The organism is Mycobacterium avium subsp. avium, assembly GCF_009741445.1.
Classification (GTDB): domain Bacteria; phylum Actinomycetota; class Actinomycetes; order Mycobacteriales; family Mycobacteriaceae; genus Mycobacterium; species Mycobacterium avium.
The window spans coordinates 2,363,790-2,377,542 of record NZ_CP046507.1 but is presented as its reverse complement, the minus strand read 5'-3'; the positions used below and the strand labels follow the sequence as shown (position 1 = coordinate 2,377,542).

Sequence of the window (13,753 nt, the reverse complement as noted above, 5' to 3'; positions counted from 1 at the left end):
AGTATTACAGATGCTGTCAATCCGTAACGATAGGCCGGACGCCGCGCTGGACACCGGCGAGCGCATCCTGGCGGCCGCGGCCAGCTGCGTGGTCGACTTCGGCGTGGACCGGGTGACCCTGGCCGAGATCGCCCGGCGGGCCGGCGTCAGCCGGCCGACGGTGTACCGGCGCTGGCCGGACACCCGGTCGATCGTCGCGGCGCTGTTGACCCGGCATGTCACCGACGTGATGCGGGCCGCGCCGTTGCTCGGCGACGACCGGGAATCGCTGGTGCGACAGATCGTTACGGCGGCCGACCTGTTGCGCCAGGACCGGCTGGTGATGTCCGTGCTGCACTCGGAGCTGGCGCCGATCTACATCACCGAGCGGCTCGGCACCAGCCAGCACATGTTGATCGACGCCCTCGCCGCCCGGCTGCGGGTGGCCCAGCGTAATGGCAGCGTCCGGCCCGGCGACCCGGTGCAGATGGCCACCATGGTGTTGCTGATCGCCCAGTCGACCATCCAGTCGGCGCAGATCGTCGAACCGCTGCTCGACGCCGAGGCGCTGGCCACCGAACTCGCCTACTCGCTGAACGGATACCTGTCGTGATCCCCGACCCCAGCGCGCTCAACGCCGCCCGCCGGACCGCCGACTTGGCCGCGCTCGCCGAGGGTGAGCCGCTGGATGTGCTGGTGATCGGCGGCGGCATCACCGGGGCCGGGATCGCGTTGGACGCCGCCGCGCGCGGGCTGCGGGTGGCGCTGGTGGAAAAGCGCGATCTGGCGTTCGGCACCAGCCGATGGAGCTCCAAACTCGTGCACGGCGGGCTGCGCTATCTGGCCAGCGGCAACGTCGGCATCGCCCGGCGCAGCGCCCTCGAACGCGGAATCCTGATGACCCGCAACGCCCCTCATCTGGTGCACGCGATGCCGCAACTGGTGCCGTTGCTGCCGTCGATGAGCCGGGCCACGCGGGCGCTGGTGCGCGGCGGCTTCCTGGCCGGCGACGCGCTGCGCTTCCTCGCCGGCACGCCGGCCTCGACACTGCCCCGCTCGCAACGGGTCTCGGCGCAGCGCGTCGTGCAGCTGGCGCCGACCGTGTGCCGCGACGGCCTGGACGGGGGATTGCTGGCCTACGACGGTCAACTGATCGACGACGCCCGGCTGGTCACCGCGGTGGCGCGCACCGCGGCTCAGCACGGCGCGCGGATCCTCACCTACGTCGCGGCGTCGCGGGCCACGGGCACGTCGGTGCGGTTGACCGACGTGCGTGGCGGCGGCTCGTTCGACGTGTCGGCCGGCGCGGTGATCAACGCGGCCGGGGTGTGGGCGGGCGAGATCGACGGCTCGTTGCGGTTGCGGCCCAGCCGCGGCACGCATCTGGTCTTCGATGCCGCCGCCTTCGGCAATCCGACTGCGGCGCTGACGATTCCGATTCCCGGCGAGCTCAACAGGTTCGTCTTCGCGATGCCCGAACAGCTGGGCCGGGTCTACCTCGGGCTGACCGACGAGGCCGCGCCGGGTCCCATCCCGGACGTGCCGGAGCCGTCAGTCGAGGAGATCACGTTCCTGCTCGACACGGTGAACACCGCGCTGGGCACGGCGCTGGCCGCCACCGATGTGATCGGCGCCTACGCGGGGCTGCGGCCGCTGATCGACACGGGTGAGGGCCGCACCGCCGACGTCTCCCGCGAACACGCCGTCGTCGAATCCGCGTCCGGGGTGATCAGCGTGATCGGCGGCAAACTGACCGAATACCGTTACATGGCACAGGATGTGCTCGATCGTGCCGTGCGGGTGCGGCGGCTGCGCGCCGCGAAATGCCGGACCCGCAACCTGCCGCTGATCGGGGCGCCGGCCAACCCCGGGATCACCGGAGCGCCGCAGGTCGCACTGCCGGAGTCACTCGTGTCGCGGTACGGCGCCGAGGCGGCCAAGGTCGTCGCGACCGCCGGTTGCGAGCGGCCGTCCGAGCCGGTTGTCGACGGAATCGACGTCACCCGAGCCGAGTTCGAATACGCGATCACCCACGAGGGCGCGCTGGAGGTCTCCGACATCGTCGATCGGCGGACCCGGATCGGCCTGGTGCCGCGCGACCGCGAGCGGGTGGTGGCCGTGGCCGAAGAGTTTCTCGCCCGCTTCGGGTAGGGCGGCTGGGTCGCGCTCCACCCGTCAGGTATTGATAGTTCCTATCGAATGATAGACACTGTCAGTTCTGGGCGCGAGTGGAAAGGGGACGAGATGACCACGCGAGTGCCTGTGCTCATCGTCGGGGCCGGCGTCGGCGGGCTGTCCATGTCGGCGCTGCTGACCCAACACGGTGTCCGGTCGCTGCTGGTGGAGAAGCGGCGCGAGGTCTTCCTGTACCCGAAGGCCCGCAACCTGAGCTTTCGCAGCTTGGAGATCCTGCGCGGGATGGGTCTGGGCGACGAGGTGCATGCGGTCGCCGAGCACGTCTCGACCGTGGTGGCCAAGCCGGCGCTCAACAGCCCCGAGGAGCGACCGGCGCTCGACGTCGAGGGGATCTTCGCCGGTCTGGAGCGGTTCAGCCCCGAACCGGCGGCGCAGTACTGCCCGCAGAGCCGGCTCGAGCCGATCCTGCTCGCCGCGACCCGGCGCGGCGGCAGCGACGTGCGCTACGGGACCGAGCTGTCCTCGATCGACATGGACGAGGCCGGCGTCACCGCGGTGGTTCGCGACGCCGAGTCGGGCACCGCCGAGACGATCCGCGCCGACTATCTGATCGGCGCCGACGGGGTGCACAGCCCTCTCCGTAACCTGTTGGGAATCACCACGTCTGGATACGGCGCGCTGCCCATCTACGTCGTCTTCGTCTACTTCCGGGCGCCTTGGCGAAAGTTCATCCCGCACTTGCACGACGGCGACGGCGTGCAGGTCAAGAACGCCGACGTGGACGGCATCTTCCTGGTCGCCGAAGGTGACCTCGGCATGTTCATCACCACCTACTTTCCCGACGAGGGCGAGACGGCCGAGCAGTTCACGCCGCAGCGCTGCCGCGAGCTGCTCACCAAGGCGATCGGCGAGCCGCTCGACATCGACGTCATCGAGGTCGCGGCATGGCAGCCCTACGAGCAGGTCGCCGACCGATTCGATTGCGGGCGAGCGTTTTTGGTGGGCGATTCGGCGCACACCATGCCGCCGTTCAAGGCCGGGGGAGCCAACACCGCGATCCAGAGCGCGCACAACCTGGCCTGGAAACTCGCCGCCGTGCTGCGAGGCGCGGCCGGACCGGCGCTGCTGGACACCTACCACGCCGAGCGCCACCCCGTCGGCGTCTTCGCCGCGCGCCAGTCGCTCACCGGGCCGTCGATGGCCCTGCTGAGACCGGGTGGGAAGCGGCCGCAACTGCCGGCCGACGAAGAGGCACCGATCTTCGCCCTGATGATCGGATACCGCTACGGCGCGAACGGCATCGAGCTGGTGGACGAGTTGCGCGCCCAGCCCGGCACCCGGGTGCCACACGTCTGGGTGCGCGACGGTGTCTCGACCCTCGACCTGGTGGGCCCGGAGTTCACCGTGCTCACCGGCGACGAACGCTGGTGTGCCGCAGCGGCTTCCATGTCGCTACCGGCGCACCGGGTCTACAACGACCAGTGGGCGGCGATCACCGGGCTGGCGCCGGACGGGGCACTGCTGATCCGGCCCGACGATTTCGTCGGGTGGCGCGCCGACGAGCTGCCCACCGACCCGCAAACCGCTCTCCGCCAAGCGCTTTCGCTGTGCCTGGGCCGGGCACGTTAGGGCGCGAGCAGACGCAAAAGCCCCCGATGCGCGGCGTGTCGCGGGGCTTTTGCGTCTGCTCGCGCGGGAAAAGTGGGGTTACAGCGGGATGTTCTTGTGACGGCCGCGGCGCGCCGGCGCCTGGGCCAGCGCCTCGGTGAGCTTGCTGCGGGTGTGCGCCGGGTCGATCTTCTCGTCGACCACGCCGATCTCGATCGCACTGTCCACACCGCCGGCGATCTTCTCGTGCTCGGCGGCCAGCTGGTCGTGCAGCGCCTCGCGCTCGTGCTCCGGGGCGGCGGCCAGCTTCTTCTTGTGCAGGATGCCGACGGCGGCCTTGGCTCCCATCACCGCGACCTCGGCGTCCGGCCAGGCGAACACCTTGGTCGCGTTCAGCGAGCGGGAGTTCATCGCAATGTAGGCCCCGCCGTAGGTCTTTCGGGTCACCAGGGTGACCCGCGGAACGGTGGCCTCGCCGAAGGCGTGCAGCAGCTTGGCGCCGCGACGCACCACACCGCCCCACTCCTGGTCGACACCGGGCAGATAGCCCGGCACGTCGACGATCACCACCAGCGGGATGCCGAAGGCATCGCACAGCCGCACGAAACGCGCTGCCTTCTCGGCACTTTCGGAGTTCAGGCAACCGCCCAGCCGCAGCGGGTTGTTGGCCAGCACGCCGACCGTGCGACCGGACAGCCGGCCCAACCCGATCACCATCGACGGCGCCCAGTTCGCCTGGAACTCGTCGAACGGGGTCTCGTCGTCGAGGATCGCGGTCACGATGGGGCGGACGTCGTAGGCGCGGCGGGCCGACTCGGGCAGCAGCGCGTGGATGTCGGTGTCCCCGGCCTCGGCCTTGGTGCGGTCGAAATGGCCCTGCTGGCAGAACAATCCGACCAACCGGCGACCGCGCTCGTAGGCGTCGAGCTCGTCGTCGGCGACGATGTGGCACACCCCGGACTTCTTGTGGTGGGTCTCGGGGCCGCCGAGCGAGGCCATGTCGACGTCCTCGCCGGTGACGCTGCGCACCACGTCGGGTCCGGTGACGAACACCCGGCTCTCCGGCGCCATCACCACGACGTCGGTCAGCGCCGGCCCGTAGGCGGCGCCACCGGCCGCGAAGCCGACCACCACCGAGATCTGCGGGATGTAGCCGGACGCGCGGATCATCGCCTCGAACACCAGGCCCACGGCGTGCAACGCCTTCACGCCCTCGGCCAGCCGGGCACCGCCGGAGTGCCAGATGCCCACGATCGGGCTCTGCTCCTCGATGGCGGTGTCGTAGGCGTCGACGATGTGCGAGCAGCCCTCGATGCCCATGGCGCCGCCCATCACGGTGCCGTCGGTGCAGAACGCGATGGTGCGCACACCGTTCACGGTTCCCGCGGCGGCAAGCACGCCCGAGCGGTCACGTTCGTGCAGCAGCGCAACGCTGCCGTCGTCGAAGAAATTGCTCAGGCGCAACAGCGGGTCGCGGGGGTCGAGCGACTCGCCAACCGTCTCGGGGGCCGTGATAGTCATCGCAGGTCTCCTGTATTCCGGTGCTGCTCGGGACGGTGGGTTCAGTACCGTCCGAAGGCGATGGCGACGTTGTGGCCGCCGAAGCCGAACGAGTTGTTGATCGCGTACTGGTAGTTGCCCGGTCGCGGTTTGCCCGCCACCACGTCCAAATCGATTTCGGGGTCGAGGTTTTCCAGGTTCAGGGTGGGCGGGACGACCTGGTCGCGCAGGGCCAGCACGGTCAGGATGGACTCGACGGCGCCGACGGCGCCGACCGAGTGGCCGAGCGCGGCCTTGGGGGCGTAGACGGCGGCGTTGCCGCCGTGCGGGCCCAGCGCGTTGTTGATCGCCTTGCTCTCGGCCACGTCGCCCACCGAGGTGCCGGTGGCGTGCGCGTTGACGTGATCGATGTCGCCGGGCGTCAGGCCGGCCAGCTGGATGGCGCGGCTCATGGCGTGTCCGGCGCGTTCGCCGTTGGGGTCCGGGGCGACCATGTGGTAGCCGTCGGAGGTGATGCTGGCGCCCATGATGCGGGCCAGGATGTTGGCGCCGCGGGCCTTGGCGTGTTCCTCGGTTTCGATCACCATCAGCGCGCCGGCCTCGCCGAACACGAAGCCGGTGCGGTCCCGGTCGAACGGGCGGCAGGCGCCGACGGGGTCGTCGTTCTTGGTCGACATCACGATGCGCATCTGGGCGAACGCCGCGATCGGCACCGCCTCGATCTTCGTCTCGACGCCGCCGCAGATCGCGATGTCGGCCTCGCCGAAGACGATGTTGCGCCACGCCTGGGCGATGCCCTCGGAGCCCGACGCGCACGCCGAGACCGGGGTGATGACGCCGGCCTTGGCGTGATGTTCCAGCCCGACCGCCGCGGCCGCGCCGTTGGGCATGTACTTCTGCACACCGAGCGGGGAGACCGCCTTCATGCCCCGCGCGCGCATGTCGTCGTAGCTGAAGACCATTTCCTCGGATGACCCCAGGCCGGTGCCGATGGAGACCATCAGCCGGTTGCTGTCCACCTCGGGCGAGCCGGCGTTCTCCCAGACCCGCCGGCCCAAGATGGTGGACATCCGTTGCAGGTAGCCCGTCCGGCGCAGCTCGACGCGGGTCAGCTGACTGTCGAACTCCTCCAACAGATGTCCGCCGATGCGCACCGGCAGGTCGAACTCCTCGACGAAGGGATCGTCGAGTGTGCGGATACCACTTTGACTGTCCAGCAACAGCTTCCAGGTGGTCTCGGCGTCAGTCGCCAGCGCGGTCGTCATGGCGATGCCGGTGACGACCACGTTCGGGAGCGTTTTCCCGGTAACCAGCTCTGTCATGGGTCTTGCGAAGATTCCTTCCCTAACTTGTCCGGCAACTTTGCGGGCCGTTGCGGCCCGCATCGTCGCCGGACGTCGTGCTCAGTAGCGCCCGAAGGCCAGTGCCACGTTGTGGCCACCGAAGCCGAACGAGTTGTTGATCGCGTATTGGTAGTCGCCGTAGCGGGGTTCGCCCGCCACGATGTCCAGATCGATTTCGGGGTCCGGGGTTTCATAGTTCAAGGTGGGCGGAATGACGCCGTCGCGCAGGGTCAGCACCGTGAGCACCGATTCCAGCGCGCCGACCGCGCCGATCGAGTGTCCCAGCGCGGACTTCGGCGCATACACCGCCGCCTCCTGACATCCGGCCACCCGGATGGCGTTGGCCTCGGCGGTGTCACCGATCGGCGTCGCGGTGCCGTGCGCGTTGACGTGGTCGACGTCCTTGGGGGACAGGCCCGCCAACTCCAGCGACCGCGTCATGGCCCGGCCCGCCCGCACACCGTCGGCCGCCGGGGCCACCATGTGGAACGCGTCGGACGTGATGCCGGCACCCATCAACCGGGCCAGCGGCTTGGCACCGCGGGCCTTGGCGTGCTCCTCGGTCTCGATCAGCATCAGCGCACCGGCCTCGCCGAACACGAACCCGTCTCGGTCCTTGTCGAACGGCCGCGACGCCCGCTCGGGCTCGTCGTTGCGCGTCGACATGGCCCGCATCATCGAGAAGGCCGCGATCGGCAGCGCCTCGATGGGGCCCTCGACACCACCGCACACGGCGACATCGGCGTCGCCCATGACGATCTGGCGCCACGCGTGGGCGATCGCCTCCGAGCCCGACGAACAGGCTGACACCGGGGTGATCACCCCGGCGCGGGCGCCGAGCTGCAGACCCACCACGGCGGCGGCGCCGTTGGGCATGATCATCTGCACGGCCAGCGGCGACACCTTGCGGGGGCCGCCCTCGTTCATCAGGTCGTAGCTCTCCACGATCCGCTCGGCACCACCGAGGCCGGTGCCCACCACGACCGAGAACCGGTCGGGGTCGAGCTCCGGGTTGCCGGCGGTCTCCCACAGCTGGGTGCTGAGCAGCTTGGCCAGCCGCTGGACGTAGGACATGCGGCGCAGGTCGAGCCTGCTCATCCGCTCGTCGATGGGCTCCTTGAGGTGGCCACCGATCCGGACCGGCAGGTCCCACTTGGTGATGTAGTCGTCTTCGAGGACGTGGATGCCGCTTTCGCCGGCGAGTAGACCCTTCCACGTGCTCTCGACGTCCGGCGCGATCGACGTCGTCGCCGTGACGGCGGTTACCACAACGCTGGGGTAACCGCCGTTAGCAGTGGAAGGCTTACTCACTTGCTGTCCGCTTCCAGCCTTGCCTTGACGTTGGCGACCGCCTCGGGGTTCTCGGTCTCCAGCTTGGCGCGCAACGCCTCGGCAGCCTCGGGGTTCTCTTCCTCGAGCTTCTGGATGTAGGCCACGACGTCACCGACGGTGCGCAGACCGGCGAGGTCCTCGTCGGGAATCTTGACGCCGTACTTGTCCTCGGTCTGCACGGCGATCTCGACCATCGACAGCGAGTCGATGTCCAGGTCGTCGACGAAGGACTTCTCCGGGGTGACCTCGGAGGGCTCGATACCGGTCACCTCTTCGATGATCTCGGCGATACCGGCGATGATTTCTTCCTGGCTGACAGCCACAGCATTTCCCTTCGTAATGTGTTGTGAATCAGTCGAACTGACGTGTGTTATGCGGTTGTACTGGTCGAGCTGGCTATTAAAGCTCAGCCAAAGCGTCCAGGTCTGCGGGTGACTTCACGGCTCGTGCCGAAACCCCCCGAAGTTCTCGTTTGGCGATGCCGGTGAGAGTGCCCGCGGGCGGGAACTCCACGGCCGCTGCGACTTCCAGCTCACGCAGCGTGGCGGTGCACAGGTCCCAGCGGACCGGCTGGGTCAGCTGGGCGACCAGCGCCTCCATCGCCGCGGCCGCCGAGGCGACCGGCTTGCCGTCGCGGTTGGACAGCAGCGTGGCGGTGGGCTCGGCCGTCTGGACGGCGGCCGCCGCGGCGGCGTAGCCGTCGAGCGCCGAGGCCATGTACTTGGTGTGGAACGCTCCGGCCACCCCGAGGGCGCGCACCCGGGCCTTCGCCGGGGGATCCTCGGCCAACTTCTCCAGCGCGGCCAGCGACCCGGCGGCCACGATCTGGCCGGCGGCGTTGCGGTTGGCGGGGAACAGGTCGAGCTGCTCGAGCCGGGCGAGGACCTCGGCCTCGTCGCCGCCGAGCACCGCGGACATGCCGGTCGGCTCGACCGCGCACGCCTTGGCCATCTCGGCGCCGCGGGTGGCGGCCAGCGCGACGGCGTCGTCAGCGGCCATCACGCCGGCGATCGCGTAGGCGGCGATCTCCCCGACGGAGTGGCCCGCCACGACCAGGTCGGCGTCGGCGAGCAGGCCGCGCCGGGTCAGCTCCTGGTGGGCGAGCAGCGTGGCGGCGACGACCAGCGGCTGGGTGACCGCGGTGTCGGTGATCTCTTCGGTCGATGCGGTGGTGCCCAGGCGAACCAGGTCGAGGCCGCTGGCCTTGGACCACAGCGCCAACTGGTCGGCGGCGCCGTCGAGCTCCAGCCACGGCGAGAGCATCCCCTCGGTCTGCGAACCCTGTCCGGGCGCAAGCAATGCAATCACGTGTTTAAGAGAACACTGTGGAAACGGTTTTGGCGGGTGTAACAGATTATGAACCTCGTCTTAGGTTTTTGTGTACACCCTACAAAATAGCTCGGTAAGCTACTGGTTTGATATCGTGCCGCGATCTGTTGCCCGGGTCACTATCCGCCCGATTGCCCCCGCGCAGCACCGTTGACCGGCAGCGGAACGGCGGGCATGGCGGCGCCGGCGGCGCTGGGCGGGTGCGTCGGGTAGTTGAGCTGCCCGACCGTCGCGGCCACTCGCAGCACATATGCGTCGCGCGGCTGCATGGGATCGCGGCCGGTGAAGTCGGTGATCCGCTTGAGTCGGTAGCGCACGGTGTTTGGATGAACGAACAACTTTCTGGCACAAGCCTCAATCGCGCCACCAGAATCTAAGAAAGCGTCCAGGGTTTCGATGAGGGTGGGGCCGGCGTCGGCCAACGGGCCCATCACGTCCGTGTGCAGCGCCACGATCGCCGACGCATCGCCCATCAGGGCGCGTTCCGGCAGCAGCTCGCGGGCCAGCACCGGCCGTGGCGCTCCGCGCCAGCCGCCGACCGCGTTCATCCCGGATATCGCCTCGCTGGCGCTGTGGTAGGCCGCCGTCAGCATCGGTGCGGTGGGCCCGACCACGACAGGTCCGTCGGAGAACGCCTCCAGCAGATCGCCCAGGAATTTGTCGGTCGGTGACAATTGGCCGGAAACGATAGCGACCAGCCAGGTGCCGTGCACGTCGGTCAGCGCCGCCCGGCCGTGCTGCGCGGCGATGTCGCGGACGTGCTGACTGGCGCGTTCGCTGTCGCCGGGGCCGGTCGAGCCGTCGCGGCCGGGCGCCGGCGTCCCGACCACGACCGTCGCCGGGGCGGTGGTGTCCCAGTTCAGCGCCGCGGCGCGGGACAGCAGCTCCGGGCCGGTGTCGCCCCGGACCACCGCGTCGACCACGCTGGCTTCCATCCGGCTGTCCCAGGTGCCGCGCGCCTCGGCGGCGTCGGCGTAGGCGGTGGCGGCGGTGAAGGCCAGGTCGCGGCTGTATTTCAGGACGCCGACGGTCAGGGCGGTCAGCTGCTCTTCGGAGCGGGCCAGCAGCGGCACCACCTCCTCGAAGAACTCCATGGTGACCCGGACCATCTCCACGCTGTGCCGCAGCGCGATGCGGCGGGCCAGGTCCTGGGGCACCAGCTCGAAGGCCTGCGCGGTGTGCCGGACGTTGCTTTTGGGGTCCTGCATCCATTCGGCGAAGTTGACCACGGCCGTCTGCACCACCAGCGACACGCTGGCCCGTTGGGAGGCTTCCAGGTCGGCGAAGAACGGCAACCGGTCCTGCATCACCGACACCGCCTCGGTGGCCAGCCGGCCCGAATACTGCTTCAGCCGGCGCAGCACCGATTCCGGGACGGTATCCAGCGTCTCCAGCGGCGACCGGGGATGCTTCGCGAACGGGCCGGCGAACGGGTTGTCATTCACCCCTAAAACCTACGCCATCTTTTGGAGACTTCCCCCAAAGGGGCGGGGGTGTCGGACTGTTGGGTGCTCGCGGCCGGCGCTCGGGTGGTGCGGGGCCGCGGCGGCTGCGTGGGGCTTTGCCGGCCGAGCGTGAAGCTAACTTCACGCTCGGCCTCGACCGTGAAGCTAACTTCACGCTCGGCGGAGGCGCGGTGGGCGTGGGCGCGGCGGGGTGGTGGGCGACGGGCGTGGGCGACAGGCGGGGGCCCGGGGCGGGGGCGTGGGCGCCCCGCCCCGGGCGCCGTTAGGCCACGCCGGGGTCGGACGTCTGCTCGGGGGCGGCCAGCACGTCGTCGATGCGGTACTGGCGTGCGGCGGCGACCGGCACCGACGGGTCGATCTCGCCGTCGCGCGCCAGCGCCTCGAGCACCGCGACCACCTGCGACTCGGCGTCGGTGTTGAAGTACCGCCGCGCCGCGGGCCGGGTGTCGGAGAAGCCGAACCCGTCGGTGCCCAGCGTCACGTAGGTGCCCGGCACCCACGGCCGGATCTGCTCGGGGACCGCCCGCATCCAGTCCGACACGGCGACCACCGGCCCGCTGGCATCCGACAGCGCCTGCGTGACGTAGGGGACGCCGGCGGGCCGGTCCGGGTGCCGCAGCCTGGCCCGGTCGATCGCCACGCCGTCGCGGTTCAACTCGCCCCAGCTGGTCACCGACCACACGTCGGCGGCCACGTCCCACTCGTCGGCCAGCATCTTCGCCGCGCTCAGCGCCGACGGCATGGCCACTCCGGAGGCCAGGATCTGCGCCTTGTTGGCGCGCTGTTCGGTGGCCACGTGGTAGCGGTAGAGGCCGCGCAGCAGACCTTCGGGATCGAAGTTCTCCGGCTCCGGCGGCTGCACGTACGGCTCGTTGTAGACCGTGATGTAGAAGTACACGTCCTCGGGGTTCTCGCCGAACATCCGCGCCAGCCCGCTCTCCACGATGTAGGCGATCTCGTAGGCGAACGCCGGGTCGTAGGCGACCACGGCCGGGTTGGTGGCGGCCAGCAGCAGCGAGTGGCCGTCGGCGTGTTGCAGGCCCTCGCCGGTCAGGGTGGTGCGCCCGGCCGTCGCGCCGAGCAGGAAGCCGCGCGTCATCTGGTCGGCGGCGGCCCACAGCCCGTCACCGGTGCGCTGGAAGCCGAACATCGAATAGAAGATGTAGATCGGGATCATCGGCTCGTTGTGCGTCGCATACGACGTCCCGGCCGCGATGAACGATCCCACCGACCCGGCCTCGTTGATGCCCTCGTGCAGGATCTGCCCGACTTCGCTTTCCTTGTACGCCAACATCAATTCGGCGTCCACGGCGGTGTACAGCTGGCCGTTGCGGTTGTAGATCTTCAGCGACGGGAACCAGGAGTCCATGCCGAAGGTGCGCGCCTCGTCGGGAATGATCGGCACGATCCGCGGGCCGATCTCCTTGTCCCGCAACACTTCTTTGAAGGTGCGCACCGTCGCCATGGTGGTGGCGACCTCCTGGGTGCCCGACCCCTTCTTCAGCGCGGCGTAGATGTCGCGGCCGGGAAGCCGCAATGCCTTTGCCTTGGTGCGGCGTTCGGGCAGAAAGCCGCCCAGGGTGCGGCGCCGGTCGAGCATGTAGCGGATCTCCGGGGCGTCGGAGCCGGGGTGGTAGTAGGGCGGCAGGTAGGGGTTCTCGTCCAGCTGGGCGTCGCTGATCGGAATGCGCATCGCGTCCCGGAAGTGCTTGAGGTCTTCCAGCGCAAGCTTTTTCATCTGATGCGTGGCGTTGCGGCCCTGGAAGTGCGCGCCCAGCGAGTAGCCCTTGATGGTCTTGGCCAAGATCACCGTGGGCTGGCCCTTGTGGTCGACGGCGGCCCGGTAGGCGGCATACACCTTGCGGTAGTCGTGGCCGCCGCGCTTGAGGTTCCAGATCTCGGCGTCGGTCATGTTCTCCACCAGCGCCTTGGTGCGCGGGTCGCGGCCGAAGAAATGGTCGCGCACGTAGGCGCCGTCGTTGGCCTTGTAGGTCTGGTAATCCCCGTCGGGCGTGGTGTTCATCAGGTTCACCAGCGCGCCGTCCCGGTCGGCGTGCAGCAGGGCGTCCCACTCGCGGCCCCAGACCACCTTGATGACGTTCCAGCCGGCGCCGCGGAAGAACGACTCCAGTTCCTGAATGATCTTGCCGTTGCCGCGCACCGGGCCGTCGAGGCGCTGCAGGTTGCAGTTGATCACGAACGTCAGGTTGTCCAGCGCCTCGTTGGCGGCCACCTGGATCAGCCCGCGGCTTTCCGGCTCGTCCATCTCGCCGTCGCCCAAGAAGCACCACACGTGCTGATCGGAGGTGTCCTTGATGCCGCGGTCATGTAGGTAGTGGTTGAACCGCGCCTGATAAATGGCGTTCAGTGGGCCCAGGCCCATCGACACCGTGGGGAATTCCCAGAAGTCGGGCATCAGCCGTGGGTGCGGGTAGGACGGCAGGCCGCCGCCGGCGTGGCTGTGCTCCTGGCGGAAGCCGTCGAGTTGGTCGGCGGTCAACCGGCCCTCCAGGAAGGCGCGCGCGTAGATCCCCGGGGAGGCGTGCCCCTGGATGAAGATCTGGTCGCCGCCGCCGGGATGCGACTTGCCGCGGAAGAAGTGGTTGAAGCCGACTTCGTACAGCGCCGCCGACGACGCGTAGGTCGAAATGTGGCCGCCCACACCGACTCCCGGCCGCTGCGCGCGGTGCACCATGATGGCGGCGTTCCACCGGATCCACGCCCGGTAGCGCCGTTCGACGTCCTCGTCGCCGGGGAACCACGGCTCGAGTTCGGTGGGAATGGTGTTGACGTAGTCGGTGGAGGTCAGCGACGGGATGGCGACCCGCTGCTCGCCGGCGCGTTCGAGCAGCCGCAGCATCAGATAGCGGGCCCGCGACGGCCCGGAGCGCTCCAGCAGTTCGTCGAAGGACTCCAGCCACTCCGACGTCTCTTCCGGATCGATGTCGGGGAGGTAGGACGCGACCCCCTCGCGGATCACCCGGACGCGGTCGGGTTCGGCCGGGCCGGTGGGGTTTGTGGCCAGATCGTGGCGCACGAATTCGGTTGTCAACCCACTAC

General features: G+C 69.3%; 10 protein-coding genes. 3 read left to right on the top strand and 7 right to left on the bottom strand.

Annotation, left to right across the window (positions count from 1 at the left end; genetic code table 11):
- Positions 1-10 precede the first annotated feature (10 nt).
- The 3 genes from MAA44156_RS11100 (at position 11) to MAA44156_RS11090 (ending at position 3,744) form a co-directional block, all read left to right on the top strand.
- Positions 11-592 carry a TetR/AcrR family transcriptional regulator gene (locus MAA44156_RS11100; RefSeq protein WP_009976442.1) on the top strand — a complete coding sequence of 194 codons (582 nt, stop codon included), beginning with the start codon at positions 11-13 and terminating at the stop codon, positions 590-592.
- Positions 589-2,130 carry a glycerol-3-phosphate dehydrogenase/oxidase gene (locus MAA44156_RS11095; protein ID WP_009976443.1) on the top strand — a complete coding sequence of 514 codons (1,542 nt, stop codon included), beginning with the start codon at positions 589-591 and terminating at the stop codon, positions 2,128-2,130. Before MAA44156_RS11100 ends, MAA44156_RS11095 begins: the two co-directional genes overlap by 4 nt.
- Before the next feature lie 93 nt (positions 2,131-2,223).
- Positions 2,224-3,744: an FAD-dependent monooxygenase gene (locus tag MAA44156_RS11090; RefSeq protein WP_011724650.1), complete on the top strand. Its 1,521-nt coding sequence runs from the start codon at positions 2,224-2,226 to the stop codon at positions 3,742-3,744.
- Between the two features lie 78 nt (positions 3,745-3,822).
- On the opposite strand, the gene MAA44156_RS11085 is transcribed toward MAA44156_RS11090, so the two are convergent.
- From MAA44156_RS11085 to aceE, 7 genes are all read right to left on the bottom strand, one after another.
- The gene (locus MAA44156_RS11085; RefSeq protein WP_009976445.1) at positions 3,823-5,244 is read right to left on the bottom strand and encodes an acyl-CoA carboxylase subunit beta; all 1,422 of its coding nucleotides are present in this window, start codon (positions 5,242-5,244) and stop codon (positions 3,823-3,825) included.
- Positions 5,245-5,285: 41 nt separating this feature from the next.
- Positions 5,286-6,545: a 3-oxoacyl-ACP synthase KasB gene (kasB, locus tag MAA44156_RS11080; RefSeq protein ID WP_009976446.1), complete on the bottom strand. Its 1,260-nt coding sequence runs from the start codon at positions 6,543-6,545 to the stop codon at positions 5,286-5,288.
- A gap of 81 nt (positions 6,546-6,626) precedes the next feature.
- On the bottom strand, positions 6,627-7,877 hold the full coding sequence (kasA, locus tag MAA44156_RS11075) for a 3-oxoacyl-ACP synthase KasA (RefSeq protein WP_011724652.1): 1,251 nt from the start codon (positions 7,875-7,877) through the stop codon (positions 6,627-6,629).
- Positions 7,874-8,221, bottom strand: coding sequence for a meromycolate extension acyl carrier protein AcpM (gene acpM, locus MAA44156_RS11070; protein ID WP_003872368.1), 348 nt, complete (start codon positions 8,219-8,221; stop codon positions 7,874-7,876). Before acpM ends, kasA begins: the two co-directional genes overlap by 4 nt.
- 76 nt (positions 8,222-8,297) lie before the next feature.
- Positions 8,298-9,206, bottom strand: a complete 909-nt coding sequence (locus MAA44156_RS11065; RefSeq protein WP_003878192.1) for an ACP S-malonyltransferase — start codon at positions 9,204-9,206, stop codon at positions 8,298-8,300.
- A gap of 140 nt (positions 9,207-9,346) precedes the next feature.
- Positions 9,347-10,672, bottom strand: coding sequence for a PucR family transcriptional regulator (locus MAA44156_RS11060; protein WP_003878191.1), 1,326 nt, complete (start codon positions 10,670-10,672; stop codon positions 9,347-9,349).
- Between the two features lie 283 nt (positions 10,673-10,955).
- Positions 10,956-13,745, bottom strand: a complete 2,790-nt coding sequence (gene aceE, locus MAA44156_RS11055; protein ID WP_009976448.1) for a pyruvate dehydrogenase (acetyl-transferring), homodimeric type — start codon at positions 13,743-13,745, stop codon at positions 10,956-10,958.
- Between the last annotated feature and the right edge of the window lie 8 nt (positions 13,746-13,753).